Below are 13,407 nucleotides of genomic sequence, written 5' to 3'. Positions count from 1 at the left end.
CGTGCGCGCCAAAGCCGTTGCCGCGACGGCGCTCCCGCTGCTGTGGAGCAACCGCGTCCTGCCCGCGCTGAACCTCGATATTCGCGGCCGAACCGCCGCGAACACGGTGTTCGCGCTCGCGTACACGGCCGCGTTCCAGGGCGCGCCGAACTGGCTGTCGCTGCGCGGTTTACGCGCCGGGGCCATCGCGGGCGGACTGGTGCTCTCCGGATACGCGGCGGCCCTTGCCATTCCGGCCACCCGCCGCCACCTGGCCGGGCTCGAGGATCGCGGCCCTGCCGTCCACACCGTTGAATGGACCGCCCTGCACATCCCCGGCGGCACGGTCCTCACCGAGGAACTCGTCTACCGCTCGACGCTGACCCCGCTGCTCGAACAGTCCGCCGGGGAGGCCGGAACCGGGCTCGGCGCACTTGTTTTCGGCCTCTCCCATGTCCGTCCCGCCCGGGCCGCGGCCGATCCCATTGCGGCCACGGTCGCCCTCACCACCGGCGCAGGCCTGCTCTTCGACCGGCTGCGCCGCCACACCGGCAGCGCCACCGCCCCGGCGCTCCTGCACCTGGCTCTGAATGCAGGTGGCGCGTTGGCCCCGCGTCTCGCTCGTCGCCTTCGAGACCAGCCGGACGGTTCCGTCGGGGGTCGGCGGTAGCCTCGCGGGATGGCGCGAGGTGCGGTGAATCCGGCGGAGGTGCGGGCGGCTGTCGCCGTGGTGGGGGAGTGGTTGCGGGACGAGTCGGTGGAGAAGCCGGGGCGGGCCGAGATCGCGGCTGCGGTGCGGGGGACGGCTCGGGCGTTGGCGGGGGATGCACCGGGGCATTCGGTGGAGGTGCGGGTGCCGCCGTTCGTGGCGGTGCAGTGCATCGAGGGGCCCAGGCATACGCGGGGGACGCCGCCGAATGTGGTCGAAACCGATGCTCGGACTTGGTTGTTGCTGGCCACCGGGCTGCTGGGGTTCGAGGCCGCTGTGGAGTCGGGGGCGCTGAGTGCGTCCGGCAACCGGGCGGGTGAGGTGGCCCGCTGGCTGCCGATCGTGCCGCTCTAGCTAGGCGTCGGCGGGTTTGGCGTGTTTGCCGCCGCGGGTCGAGAGGTCCAAGGGCTTGCGTTCCAAGCCTTTTCGGTCGTAGAAGCGGGTGATGAACAAGCCGCCGATCACGCCGATGGCCAGGCCCAGCACCGCCATCCAGACGCCGCGGGTGAGACCGGCCTGGCCGTCACCGTTGAAGTAGAGGATCGAGCGGGTGCCCAGGAACACCTGGTGCATGGGCTCGAACTTGGCCAGCCAGCCGAAGTACTTGGGAGTGGCCTCGATCGGGATGGTGCCGCCCGAGGAGGGCAGGCCCAGGATGACGAAGATGATCAGGTTGATGATCAGCCCGGAGGTGCCGACCGCCGCCAGCATCGAGGTGCAGGTGAAGCCGACCGCGATGATCACGAAGGCGCCGTAGAGGAACAGCAGCAGCGGTTTATCGAGGGGCATGCCGAGCGCGGACGCGATGCCCAGGAACGCGCCCGAGACCGCCAGTGCCATCACCGCCACCGCCGACCACTTGATCAGCAGGGTCTTCAACCGTGAGATGGACGCGCGCGGATAGTGCACGGTCCAGGGACCCCATTCGGTCGGCAGGAAGCCGAGGGCCGAATCGATGAGCTGGTGGATGATCATCGCCCCGACCATGCCGATCAGCAGGAGCAGCAGGCTGTAGAAGAAGGCGGTCAGGCCCTCACCGGAACCGCCGGGCAGCGGCCGGAATTGGCTGACCGTGATGTCCAGCGGCTGCGCCAGCACCAGCCGGGTGGCCGCGGTCAGCTCGGTCGGGGGCGCGCCGGGCGGCGGCGCCAGTTGCGCCTTCACCTGTTCGGTCAGCTGCTTCCCGACCTGGGCGTCCACCTGGGTGAGCGCCTGTTCGCCGAACTTCTGCACCACCGCGGTGGCGAAAGCGCCGGTGCGCGGATTGGTCTGGAGGATGAGCTCCGGTTTGGTGATGTCGCCGGGCACCACACTGCCGACCCCGAGAATGCCCAGCCGCTTGGTGAAGTCGTAGGGAATGATGATGGTGCCGTAGACCTGCGCCGACTGCATGCGCAACTGCGCCTCGTTGATACCGAGCACCTGCAGGTTGATCTGATCCGACGGCACCGCCTTCTGCAGACCATCGGAGACCTGATCGCCGAAATTGACGTGCTTGCCGCCGATATCGTCACCGACATCCTGATTGACCAGCGCGATCGGGAAGTCGTGCAGATTCTTCTCCGGATCGACCACATAGTCGAGGTACATCACGCCCAGCAGCGAGGCCAGCAGAGTCACGACGATGATGGGGAATGCCCACCTGATCGGGCTCAAATGCCGGCGCGGGGGCGAGGGTTCCGTGCCCCCGGTGGTCTCGGTGCTCGTCACGGTCGAACGCTAACAGCAAACGTCACGCCATCTCGGTTATCCCAACGGTGGGTTGCCTTGCGGTTACCCGTAGAATGGCTCACGCCCCCAGCCCGCCGAACAGGGAGCAAACTGGTGTCTCTCCCCCCCGCTGCCACCACCCCCGACCAAGACGAGAACGAACCGCGCGAAGAGTGCGGCGTGTTCGGAGTCTGGGCGCCGGGCGAAGATGTGGCAAAGCTCACGTATTACGGACTTTACGCATTGCAGCACCGGGGTCAGGAGGCGGCGGGTATCGCTGTCGCCGACGGTTCTCAGGTGCTGGTCTTCAAGGATCTCGGCCTGGTGAGCCAGGTCTTCGACGAACAAACTCTGGCAGCCATGCCCGGCCACGTCGCCGTCGGCCACTGCCGTTATTCCACCACCGGATCCACCACCTGGGAGAACGCCCAGCCGATCTTCCGCACCACCGCGGTCGGCACGGGAATCGCCCTGGGCCACAACGGAAATCTCGTCAATACCGCGGAACTGAGTGCGCGCGCACGGGAACTCGGCCTGGTCACCGGCCGGCTGGCGGGCACCATCGCCGCCACCTCCGACTCGGACGTGGTCACCGCGCTGCTCGCGCACGCCGCGGCCGACAAGAGCATCGAGCAGGCAGCCATGGAGTTGCTGCCGACGCTGAAGGGGGCCTTCTGCCTCACCTTCATGGACGAGCACACGCTCTACGCCGCGCGTGATCCGCACGGCGTGCGTCCACTATGTTTGGGCCGCCTCGATCGTGGCTGGGTAGTTGCCAGCGAGACGGCGGCCCTCGACATCGTCGGCGCGTCCTTCGTGCGCGAGATCGAACCGGGCGAGCTGCTCGCCATCGACGCGGACGGCGTGCGCTCGCTGCGCTTCGCCAACCCGACCCCCAAGGGCTGCGTCTTCGAATTCGTCTACCTGGCCCGCCCCGACTCGACCATCTCCGGTCGTTCGGTGCACGCGACCCGCGTGGACATCGGCCGCCGCCTGGCCGCCGAGCATCCGGTCGAGGCCGACCTGGTCATCCCGGTGCCGGAGTCCGGCACTCCGGCGGCCGTCGGTTACGCGCAGGGTTCGGGTGTGCCCTACGGTCAGGGTCTGATGAAGAACGCCTATGTGGGCCGCACCTTCATCCAGCCCAGCCAGACCATCCGCCAGCTCGGAATCCGGTTGAAGCTCAACCCGCTTCGCGAGGTCATTCGCGGTAAGCGGCTCATCGTGGTGGACGACTCCATCGTGCGCGGCAATACCCAGCGGGCCTTGATCCGCATGCTGCGCGAGGCGGGCGCGTTGGAGATCCATGTGCGGATCGCCTCGCCGCCGGTCAAGTGGCCGTGCTTCTACGGCATCGACTTCGCCTCGCCCGCGGAGTTGATCGCCAACGGCGCGGGCCCCGACGGCATCGAGGGGGACAGCCTCGACGAGATGGTGGACGGGGTGCGCCGCTCCATCGGCGCGGACACCCTCGGCTACATCTCCATCGACAGCATGATCGCCGCCACCGAGCAGCCGCGTTCGCGCCTGTGCTCGGCCTGCTTCGACGGCGAGTACCCGATCGCGCTGCCCGCCGAATCGGCGATCGGCAAGAACGTCCTCGAGGGGATGCTCTCGGGCGCGACCGAGTCGGCGTTGCTCGCCGACAATGTCAATGCCTCGGCGTTGAGCCGCCCGTAATACCAGCAGTTTTCGGTGCCCGTCCGCGTAATCGCGGGCGGGCACCGTGCTTTTCCCGCCCTGAACAGGGAAATCCTGTGGCGCAGTTGCGCCATCGGCGTCTGCGCGCGGATGGCGCGATTTATGTACCGATTGTCCAGAAACGCAACACTCCGGTTATAACCGGTCGATACTGTGCCCAGCCAAGAGATGTCCACCGCGGCGCGGCGGGCCCGTGACCCGGCCGCCGCCGCTGCGTGTTCGAGAGCAAGGGCAGTACATGCGCGCGAAAAGAATTGCGGCAGTCGGGTTCGCCGGACTGGCCGTGTTTGCGATAGCCGGATGTGGTTCCGGGAAGACGGGTGGCGGCGGAGGCGGCGCCGGCATCCTGGTCGGCACCACCGACAAGGTCACCTCACTCGATCCGGCCAAGGCGTACGACAATGGTTCGCTGTTGGCCGAAACCCAGGTCTACCAGTTCCTGATGAATTTCCCGGCGGGTGACGCCACCCCGAAACCCGATGCGGCCGACAAGTGCGGGTTCACCTCCCCGACCGTCTACAGCTGCACCCTCAAGCCGGGCCTGAAGTTCGTCAACGGTGATCCGCTCACCGCCAAGAGCGTGAAGTTCTCCTTCGACCGCATGGTCAAGATCGACGACCCGCAGGGTCCGAAGGCATTGCTGGACAACCTCGCCAGCACCGACGCCCCCGACGACAAGACCGTCAACTTCACGCTGAAGCAGGCCAACGACCAGACCTTCCCGGCCATCCTGCCCACCCAGGCGGCGGCCATCGTGGACGAGAAGGTGTTCCCGGCCGACAAGGTGATGGCCGACGAGGACATCGTGAAGGCCAAGCCGTTCTCCGGCCCGTACACGATCTCCAGCTACGACAAGAACAAGCTGGTGGAGTACAAGTCGAATCCCGACTACAACGGCCTGTTCGGCAAGCCCAAGTCCGACACCGTCACGGTGAAGTACTACGCCGAGGCATCGAACATGAAACTCGATGTGCAGCAGGGCAATATCGATGTCGTCTGGCACACGCTGTCCCCGACGGACCTGGACTCGCTGCGCAATGACAGCAAGGTGACGGTGCATCAGTCGCCCGGCGGCGACACCCGCTACATCGTGTTCAACCTCAACACCCAGCCCGGCGGCAACCCCGCGCAGAAGCTGGCCGTGCGCAAGGCCGTGGCCACCGCGATCGACCGTGACGCGCTGGCTTCCAGCGTCTTCAAGGGCACCTGGTCGCCGCTGTATTCGCCTGTCCCCAAGGGTGTTCCGGGCGCCACCGAGGCACTGAAGGATATCTACGGGGCGAAGCCGAACAAGGACGCGGCCGCCAAGTTCCTCGCCGACTCGGGGATGGCCACCCCGGTCGAACTGAACCTGCAATACACCACCGAGCACTACGGCTCCGCCAGCTCGGAGGAGTACGCGGCGATCAAGAACCAGCTCGAGGCCACCGGGCTGTTCAAGGTGAACCTGCAGTCCACCGAGTGGGTCGCGTATCAGAAGGCGCGTTCCTCCGACGGCTACCCGGTCTTCCAGTTCGGCTGGTTCCCGGACTATCCGGACGCCGACGACTACCTGCGCCCGTTCTTCACCGAGGACAACTTCCTGCGCAACCACTTCGGTGATCCCAAGATCACCGCGGAGCTGAATGCCGAACTGACCGAAGGGGATCCGGCCAAGCGGGCGACCGTGCTGGCCACCCTGCAGCACGATCTGATGGCGGACTACCTGCCCATCGTGCCGTTGCTGACCGGTAACCAGATCGCGGTGGCGGGCAAGGATGTGCAGGGCGTGGATTCGACGTTGGATCCGTCCTCGAAGTTCCGTTTCGGTGTGCTGAGCAAATAACCGGCGTCGGGTCCGTCCGTCGCTTCGGGCGGACCCTTCGGTTGGTAGTTATGCACTGCGGCTGGAAGTTATCCAGTTCAGAAAGTTGTTCACCGAAGTTTCAGCTGGTTATAACCAGTTTCGGTAGCTCTCGTTTTATACATCTGTACCCCGGCAACACAGAGGCAACAAACCGTTACTACGGTGCGCCGAGACACATCACGCTATGGCGGTGTGACGTCCGCGATCCGGACCGGCACCGCCCGAGTTTCGAGAGATGAGCACTATGGGTTCGAAGACGAACCGGGCGAGGACCTTCGCCGCGGTCGGCATGGCAGGCATCGCACTCGTCGCCGCGGGCTGCGGCTCCGGACGCACCGGAGACTCCGGCGGCAGCGCGGGAATCACGGTCGGCACCACGGACAAGATCTTCTCGCTGGATCCGGCCCTGGCCTACGACAACGGCTCCCTGCAGGCCGAAACGCAGATCTACCAGACCCTGTTGAACTTCGCGCCCGGCAAGACGGTCCCCGAACCGGACGCCGCGCAGAAGTGCGGATTCGCCTCGCCGACCGTCTACAGCTGCACGGTCAAGCCGGGCCTGAAGTTCGCGAACGGGAACCCGCTCACCGCGGCGAGCGTGAAGTTCTCCTTCGACCGCATCCTGAAGATCAACGATCCCAACGGCCCCGCCTCGCTGCTGGGCAATCTGGACCACACGGACGCGCCGGACGCGCAGACCGTCAACTTCACGCTCAAGGTCGCCAACGATCAGACCTTCGCCTCGGTGCTGCCGAGCCAGGCCGGAATCATCGTGGACGAGAAGAGCTTCCCGGCCGACAAGGTGCTCGCCGACGAGGACGTGGTCAAGACCAACGCCTTCTCCGGCCCGTACACCATCACCAGCTACGAGAAGAACAAGCTGGTCCAATACAAGGCCAACCCGGGCTACGACGGCCTGTTCGGCAAGCCCCGCAACGACGGCGTCTCGGTCAAGTACTACGCCGAGGCCGCCAACCTGAAGCTCGATGTGCAGAACGGCAATATCGATGTCGCCTACCGGAGCCTGACCCCGACCGACATCGACTCGCTGCGAAACGACAGCAAGGTCACCGTGCATGAGGGGCCCGGTGGAGAGCTGCGCTACATCGTCTTCAACATGAACACCATGCCCGGCGGCACCCCGGCCCAGAAGCTGGCCGTGCGCAAGGCAATCGCGTCGAGCGTCGACCGTGACGCGCTGGCGACCGGTGTTTACAAGGGCACCTACAAGCCGGCCTTCTCGTCGGTGGTGACCGGCGCGACCGGCGCGACCGAACCGTACAAGGACATCTACGGGGCCAAGCCCAACAAGGACGCGGCCGCCAAGTTCCTGTCCGACGCCGGGGTCGCCGCGCCGGTCACGCTCAACCTGCAGTACAACTCCGACCACTACGGCGGCTCCTCCTCCGAGGAGTACGCGGCCATCAAGAACCAGCTCGAAGCCACCGGGCTGTTCAAGGTGAATCTGCAGTCCACCGAATGGGTTTCGTATCAGGATGAACGGGTGAAGGACTCCTACCCGCTCTACCAGTTCGGCTGGTTCCCGGACTTCCCGGACGCCGACAACTACCTCACCCCGTTCTTCGCCCCGAACAACACGCTGCAGAACCACTTCGAGGATCCGAAGATCAACGCCATGCTGACCGCCGAGACCACCGAGGTGGACCCGGCCAAGCGGGCGGACATCCTCAAGCAACTGCAGTTCTCGCTGGCCAACGATCACCTGCCGATGCTGCCGCTGCTGGCCGGAACCAATATCGCGGTCGCGGGCAAGAACGTCGCGGGCGTCGCCGACACCCTCGACCCCACCTTCAAGTTCCGCTTCGGTGTGCTGAGCAAGTGACGGCCATCGACGAGACGGGCGGGCCGGAGACGGCCCGCCCCGCGGGAAAGTGTTTGCGCGGCAGCAGTTCCCGCTACAGTGCGCTGCTGCGTTACCTCGGGGTGCGAGCACTGCTCATCATCCCGACCACCTGGATCCTGGTGACCCTGGTGTTCTTCCTCATGCGGGTGATCGGTGACCCGATCAGCGCCGCCATGGGCGGACGCCTGAGCCCCGCGCAGATCCAGGAACGCAAGGAGGCGGCCGGGCTCAACCGGCCCATCCTCACCCAGTACTGGGAGTACCTCTCGGGACTGCTGCGCGGCGATTTCGGCCGCTCCCAGGACAATCGGGCCATCAGCGACGTCATCGTCACCTACGGCGCGGCCACCCTGGAACTCGTGTTCTGGTCGCTCATCGTGGCCTTCGCGGTTGGCGTGCCGCTGGGCAGATACGCGGCCACCAAACGAGATTCGGCCCGCGACGTGAGCCTGCGGCTGTTCGCCATCCTGGTGTACGCCGCACCCGTGTTCTTCGTCGGCCTGCTGCTCAAGCTGATCTTCTCGGTCAAACTCGGTTGGCTGCCCGTTGCCGGACGGGCCAGCACCAATGTCGAGTTGCAGCTGCAGCACGTGTCGCCGAAAACCAACATCATGATCGTGGACGCCATCCTGTACGGCGACACCAGCTACATCGTCGACGTGCTGAAACACGCTGTGCTGCCCGCCATCGCGCTCGGCCTGCTCACCGCGGGCGTATTCCTGCGACTGGTGCGCATCAACCTGATCCAGACGCTGCGCTCCGGGTATGTCGAAGCCGCCCGCGCGCGTGGCCTTTCCGACCGCGTCGTCACCGGGCGACACGCCTTCCGCAACGCCCTCATCCCGGTCGTGACCGTGATGGGCATGCAGATCGCCATGATGCTCGGCGGCGCGGTCCTCACCGAAACCACCTTCGAATGGAAGGGATTGGGCTACCAGCTCGCCTCCTACCTGCAAGCCCGCGACTTCATCGCGGTGCAGGGCATCGTGGCGTTCATCGCGATCGTGGTGGCCGTCATGAGCTTCCTGGTGGACCTGATCGTGGCGATGATCGACCCGAGGGTGAGGTTCTGATGACGGTCATCGAAACGGGCGTCGAGGCGCCCGTCCCGCCCGCCCGCAACAAGTGGCACATCCCCGGAATGGGGTTGGTGCGCATGACCTCCGGGCTGCAGCGGATGACGCTGCTGCTGGGGCTCGCACTGGTCGCGGGCTTCATCCTGGTCGCCATCTTCGCGCCGCTCATCGCGCCCTACGGGTTCGCCCAGAGCACCGCCGACGGCGTCGATTTCGTGCGCCAGCAGGCCCCTTCGGCGGCGCACTGGTTCGGCACCTCGGTACGTGGCGAGGACGTGTTCTCCCGCGTCATCTTCGGTGCGCGTACGGCACTTTCGGTGATCGCGGTCTCGCTGGTGCTGTCGCTGTTTGTCGGTGTGCCGCTGGGACTCGTCTCCGGCTACCTCGGTGGCTGGGTGGACCGCATCCTGGTGCTGTTCATGGACGCCATGTACGCGTTCCCGTCGCTGCTGCTGGCCATCGTGGTGTCGATCGTGGTGTCGGGCGGGCAGTCGTCGAGCTTCGGCGGCATCCTGTCGGCGGCCATCGCCATCACGGTCATCTTTGTGCCGCAGTACTTCCGGGTGGTGCGCAATGCCACCATCTCGGTGAAACAGGAACCGTACGTGGATGCCGCGCGCGTCACCGGCGCGTCCACCACGCGAATCCTGTTCCGGCACATCCTCGCCAATGTCACCCAGTCGCTGCCGGTGCTCATCACCCTCAACGGTGCGGAAGCGATTCTGACGCTGGCGGGCCTCGGGTTCCTCGGCTTCGGCATCGAACCCACCCAGGCCGCCGAATGGGGCTACGACCTCAACAAGGCGCTCTCCGATGTCTCCAACGGCATCTGGTGGACCGGCGTCTGGCCGGGCGTCGCCATCGTGCTCGTGGTGCTCGGCATGACCCTCGTCGGCGAGAGCCTCAACGAGGTGCTCAACCCGCTGCTGCGCACCCGCCGCGTTGCCACCGCACCCGCGGCCGTGGAAGCGGACCCCACCGAATCCCCGAAGGAGGCCGACAATGCCTGAACCCGTCCTGTCCTTCGAGGGTCTGACCGTCTGCTTCGCCACCGATGCCGGATCGGTCACGGCCGTGAACGACGTTTCCTACCAGGTGTATCCGGGTGAGGTCTTGGCCGTGGTCGGCGAATCCGGCTCCGGCAAATCGGTGAGCTCCCGCACCGCCATGGGCCTGCTGCCGCCCACCGCCAGCGTGAACGGCACCGTCGTGCTCGGCACCAAGGCCGTCACCAAGATGAGCGAGCGGGAACTCACCGCGCTGCGCGGCGGAGCCATCTCCATGGTGTTCCAGGAGCCCGGCGCGGCCCTGGACCCGCTGTTCACCGTCGGCTTCCAGATCGGCGAGGCGCTACGCGCCCACTCCGGAATGAAGCGGAAAGCCGCGCGCGACAAGGCGATCGAACTGCTGCGCGCGGTCGGGCTGCCCGACCCGGAGGCGCGGGTGGACTACTACCCGCATCAGCTCTCCGGCGGCCAGAAGCAGCGCGTGGTGATCGCCATCGCCATCGCCTGCGAACCCAAGGTGATCATCGCCGACGAACCCACCACCGCCCTCGACGTCACCGTGCAGGCCGAAATCCTGGAACTACTGCGGGATCTGCGCGACCGCATCGGCGCGGCCATCGTCCTCATCACCCACAACATGGGCGTCGTCGCCGACCTCGCCGACCGCGTGGTGGTGATGCGCGAGGGCCGCATCGTCGAAGAAGCCAAGGTGGACAAGCTCTTCAGCGACCCGCAGCACGAATACACGCGTGCCCTGCTGGCGGCCGTGCCGAAACTGCATGTGCTGGAGACGGCGAAAACCATCGTGCGCGAACCGGTTGCGGCCGACGCCGAAACCGTCCTCGAGATCTCCGACCTGGTGGTGGAATTCCCCGCCCCGCTCGGCCGCCCCACCTTCCGGGCGGTCAACGAGGTCAGCCTGACCCTGCGCCGCGGCGAAACCCTCGGCCTGGTCGGCGAATCCGGATCCGGCAAATCCACCATCGGCCGCTGCGTGGCCGCGCTGCAACGCCCCACCGCGGGCAGCGTGCGGGTCCTCGGCACCGATATCGCGGGGCTGTCCGAACGCAAGCTGCGGCCGCTGCGCCGCCGCTTCGGGTTCGTCTTCCAGGATCCGGCCACCTCCCTCAACCCGCGCCTCACCATCGGCGAGTGCGTGGCCGAACCGCTGCTCGTCCACAAGGAGGCCAAGGGGCAGGCCGCGCGCGATCGCGTCCGCCACCTCCTCGACGACGTGCAACTGCCGGCCGGGGTGGAAAACCGCTATCCGCACGAGCTCTCGGGCGGTCAGCGGCAGCGCGTCAGCCTGGCGCGGGCCCTGGTGCTGAATCCGGACCTGCTGGTGGCCGACGAACCCACCAGCGCCCTGGACGTCTCCGTCCAGGCGCGGGTGCTCGAGCTGTTCGCCGAACTCCAGCGCGAATGCGGCTGGGCGTGCCTGTTCATCAGTCACGATCTCGCCGTGGTGGATCAGCTCGCGGATCGGATCGTGGTGCTGCGCAACGGGACCGTCGTCGAACAGGGCGACAATGACGACATACTTCGCCGCCCCCGCGAGGAGTACACCCGTCGCCTGGTCGCGGCCGTCCCCGTCCCCGATCCGGTCGAACAGCGTCGGCGACGCACCGAAACGGCCGCCCTGTTTGCGGAGGTCGGCACGGTATGACACCGGTCAGGCACCGTAGCGGGTGCGGGGCCGTTATCCGCTTCCGGTACCGTGATCAGGCATCTATCCACCCGATTCGGCTTGGAGCTCTCCCCGACAATGACTGAACAGACCCCCAGCGGTGCCGGTGCCTCCTACGCGGCGGCAGGTGTCGATATCGAGGCCGGTGACCGCGCAGTCGAGTTGTTCGCGCCGCTGGCGAAGAAGGCAAGCCGCCCCGAGGTTCAGGGCGGACTCGGCGGCTTCGCAGGATTGTTCGCATTGAAGGGTGGCTACAAGGAGCCCCTGCTCGCGGCCTCCACCGACGGCGTCGGCACCAAGATCGCCGTCGCGCAGGCCCTCGACAAGCACGACACCGTCGGCCTCGACCTGGTCGCCATGGTCGTCGACGATCTGGTCGTCTGCGGTGCCGAACCGCTGTTCCTGCAGGACTACATCGCCGTCGGCAAGGTGGTCCCGGAACGGGTCGCGCAGATCGTCTCCGGCATCGCCGAGGGTTGCGTCATCGCCGGCTGCGCCCTGCTCGGCGGCGAGACCGCCGAGCACCCGGGCCTGATGGGCGCCGACGACTACGACCTGTCGGCCACCGGTGTCGGCGTGGTCGAGGCCGACGCCGTGCTCGGCCCCGACCGGGTCCGCCCGGGCGACGTCGTCATCGGCATGGGCTCCTCGGGCCTGCACTCCAACGGCTACTCGCTGGCCCGCAAGGTGCTGCTCGACATCGACCGCATGTCCCTCACCGGGCACGTGGAGGAATTCGGCCGCACCCTCGGCGAGGAACTCCTGGAACCCACCAAGATCTACGCCAAGGACTGCCTGGCCCTGATCGCCGAAACCGACGTGCGCACCTTCTGCCACGTGACGGGCGGCGGCCTGGCCGCCAACCTGGCCCGCGTGCTCCCCGCCGGCTTGGTCGCCGAACTGGATCGCGGCACCTGGAACCCGGCCCCGGTCTTCAAGATGATCGCCCAGCGCGGCCGCGTCGAGCGCGCCGAGATGGAGAAGACCTTCAACATGGGCGTCGGCATGGTCGCCGTCGTCGCCCCCGAGGACGCCGACCGCGCCCTGGCCGTCCTCACCGCCCGCCACATCGACTGCTGGACCCTCGGCACGGTGAAGAAGGCCAAGGACATCGACTCGGCCCGCACGGTCCTCGTCGGAGACCACCCGCGCTTCTAGCGCGCACAGCACTCGGCCCCGGTCACTCGCAGGAGTGACCGGGGCCGTTCTGTATGTCCGAAACATGGTGTGGCGCGGCCGATCCCACGCATCGATCCCGCGCACCATGAATACACGAATGAACGTCCCGCCCGATGGTGAGGACGGAACGCTCAGTGCTGTTGGCTAACCTTCAGCATCGCTGTGCTTCTTGGCTCGAGACGACGTGCTAAAGGGGGAAGCCCAATGGCCTCCCCCTGCAATACGTCGAAATCCGAGTCAGCGACGCCAGTCGTCGTAGCTGTCTTCTTCTTCCCAGCTCGTCGACCGCGATTCGCTCGCGTCATGCTCTTCGGAAAGCACACCACTCCGTTGTGTGTCGGACGCACCACTCCGTTGTGTGTCGGAGGGCGCCGCCAGCTCACGCTGAAGACTGGTGAAGTCGGTCGACGGCGAGCTGTACTTGAGCTCCCGTGCAACCTTGGTCTGCTTTGCCTTAGCCCGGCCACGGCCCATGGCTGACCCCCTCGCGTCACTGCGGGGCGGCCTGGGGTGGGTTTGGCGGCCCCGTTCGAATTAATACTCTTCCTGACGAACACTTTAGCGTGTGTCTGGGCGTCGCGCTTCCAGGAGTGGGGGATAAACGTCCGGAGGCCCGGCGCACCGGAGTGCGCCGGGTGTGGAAAAGCCC

General features: G+C 66.6%; 11 protein-coding genes. 9 read left to right on the top strand and 2 right to left on the bottom strand.

The window, feature by feature from the left end:
• Position 1 precedes the first annotated feature (1 nt).
• Positions 2-649 (top strand): type II CAAX prenyl endopeptidase Rce1 family protein, encoded by a 648-nt coding sequence (locus ACFXHA_RS08395; RefSeq protein WP_379354327.1) that lies wholly within the window; start codon positions 2-4, stop codon positions 647-649.
• Positions 650-658: 9 nt separating this feature from the next.
• On the top strand, positions 659-1,042 hold the full coding sequence (locus tag ACFXHA_RS08390) for a sterol carrier family protein (protein WP_379354325.1): 384 nt from the start codon (positions 659-661) through the stop codon (positions 1,040-1,042).
• Here ACFXHA_RS08390 and ACFXHA_RS08385 read toward each other — a convergent pair whose 3' ends face one another.
• Positions 1,043-2,398 (bottom strand): YhgE/Pip domain-containing protein, encoded by a 1,356-nt coding sequence (locus tag ACFXHA_RS08385; protein ID WP_379354323.1) that lies wholly within the window; start codon positions 2,396-2,398, stop codon positions 1,043-1,045. It abuts the gene before it with no gap.
• Between the two features lie 114 nt (positions 2,399-2,512).
• Here ACFXHA_RS08385 and purF point away from each other — a divergent pair, with 114 nt between their 5' ends.
• The 7 genes from purF to purM all read left to right on the top strand — a co-directional run bounded on the left by purF (position 2,513) and on the right by purM (position 12,737).
• Positions 2,513-4,078: an amidophosphoribosyltransferase gene (gene purF, locus ACFXHA_RS08380; protein WP_379354321.1), complete on the top strand. Its 1,566-nt coding sequence runs from the start codon at positions 2,513-2,515 to the stop codon at positions 4,076-4,078.
• A gap of 259 nt (positions 4,079-4,337) precedes the next feature.
• A complete protein-coding gene (locus ACFXHA_RS08375) occupies positions 4,338-5,924 on the top strand; it encodes an ABC transporter substrate-binding protein (RefSeq protein WP_379354319.1) in 1,587 nt (528 codons plus the stop codon).
• A 265-nt stretch (positions 5,925-6,189) separates the two neighbouring features.
• Positions 6,190-7,788, top strand: a complete 1,599-nt coding sequence (locus tag ACFXHA_RS08370) for an ABC transporter substrate-binding protein (RefSeq protein WP_379354317.1) — start codon at positions 6,190-6,192, stop codon at positions 7,786-7,788.
• Between the two features lie 53 nt (positions 7,789-7,841).
• Positions 7,842-8,882 (top strand): ABC transporter permease, encoded by a 1,041-nt coding sequence (locus tag ACFXHA_RS08365; RefSeq protein WP_379355011.1) that lies wholly within the window; start codon positions 7,842-7,844, stop codon positions 8,880-8,882.
• A gap of 68 nt (positions 8,883-8,950) precedes the next feature.
• Positions 8,951-9,895, top strand: a complete 945-nt coding sequence (locus ACFXHA_RS08360) for an ABC transporter permease (protein WP_379355009.1) — start codon at positions 8,951-8,953, stop codon at positions 9,893-9,895.
• A complete protein-coding gene (locus ACFXHA_RS08355; protein WP_379354316.1) occupies positions 9,888-11,558 on the top strand; it encodes an ABC transporter ATP-binding protein in 1,671 nt (556 codons plus the stop codon). Before ACFXHA_RS08360 ends, ACFXHA_RS08355 begins: the two co-directional genes overlap by 8 nt.
• Positions 11,559-11,657: 99 nt before the next feature.
• The gene (purM, locus tag ACFXHA_RS08350; RefSeq protein WP_379354314.1) at positions 11,658-12,737 is read left to right on the top strand and encodes a phosphoribosylformylglycinamidine cyclo-ligase; all 1,080 of its coding nucleotides are present in this window, start codon (positions 11,658-11,660) and stop codon (positions 12,735-12,737) included.
• 258 nt (positions 12,738-12,995) lie between these two features.
• On the opposite strand, the gene ACFXHA_RS08345 is transcribed toward purM, so the two are convergent.
• On the bottom strand, positions 12,996-13,232 hold the full coding sequence (locus ACFXHA_RS08345; protein WP_379354312.1) for a DUF3073 domain-containing protein: 237 nt from the start codon (positions 13,230-13,232) through the stop codon (positions 12,996-12,998).
• Positions 13,233-13,407 lie beyond the last annotated feature (175 nt).

The sequence above is a fragment of the Nocardia sp. NPDC059240 genome, assembly GCF_042753865.1.
Classification (GTDB): Bacteria; Actinomycetota; Actinomycetes; order Mycobacteriales; family Mycobacteriaceae; genus Nocardia.
Note: the sequence above shows the minus strand (reverse complement) of the source record. Positions and strands in the feature narration are given on the sequence as shown.

Coding starts and splice junctions, on each gene's coding strand:
- ACFXHA_RS08390 (WP_379354325.1), top strand. CDS start 659: ATGGCGCGAGGTGCGGTGAATCCGGCGGAGGTGCGGGCGGCTGTCGCC.
- ACFXHA_RS08375 (WP_379354319.1), top strand. CDS start 4,338: ATGCGCGCGAAAAGAATTGCGGCAGTCGGGTTCGCCGGACTGGCCGTG.
- ACFXHA_RS08370 (WP_379354317.1), top strand. CDS start 6,190: ATGGGTTCGAAGACGAACCGGGCGAGGACCTTCGCCGCGGTCGGCATG.
- ACFXHA_RS08360 (WP_379355009.1), top strand. CDS start 8,951: ATGGGGTTGGTGCGCATGACCTCCGGGCTGCAGCGGATGACGCTGCTG.
- ACFXHA_RS08355 (WP_379354316.1), top strand. CDS start 9,888: ATGCCTGAACCCGTCCTGTCCTTCGAGGGTCTGACCGTCTGCTTCGCC.
- purM (WP_379354314.1), top strand. CDS start 11,658: ATGACTGAACAGACCCCCAGCGGTGCCGGTGCCTCCTACGCGGCGGCA.
- ACFXHA_RS08345 (WP_379354312.1), bottom strand. CDS start 13,232: ATGGGCCGTGGCCGGGCTAAGGCAAAGCAGACCAAGGTTGCACGGGAG.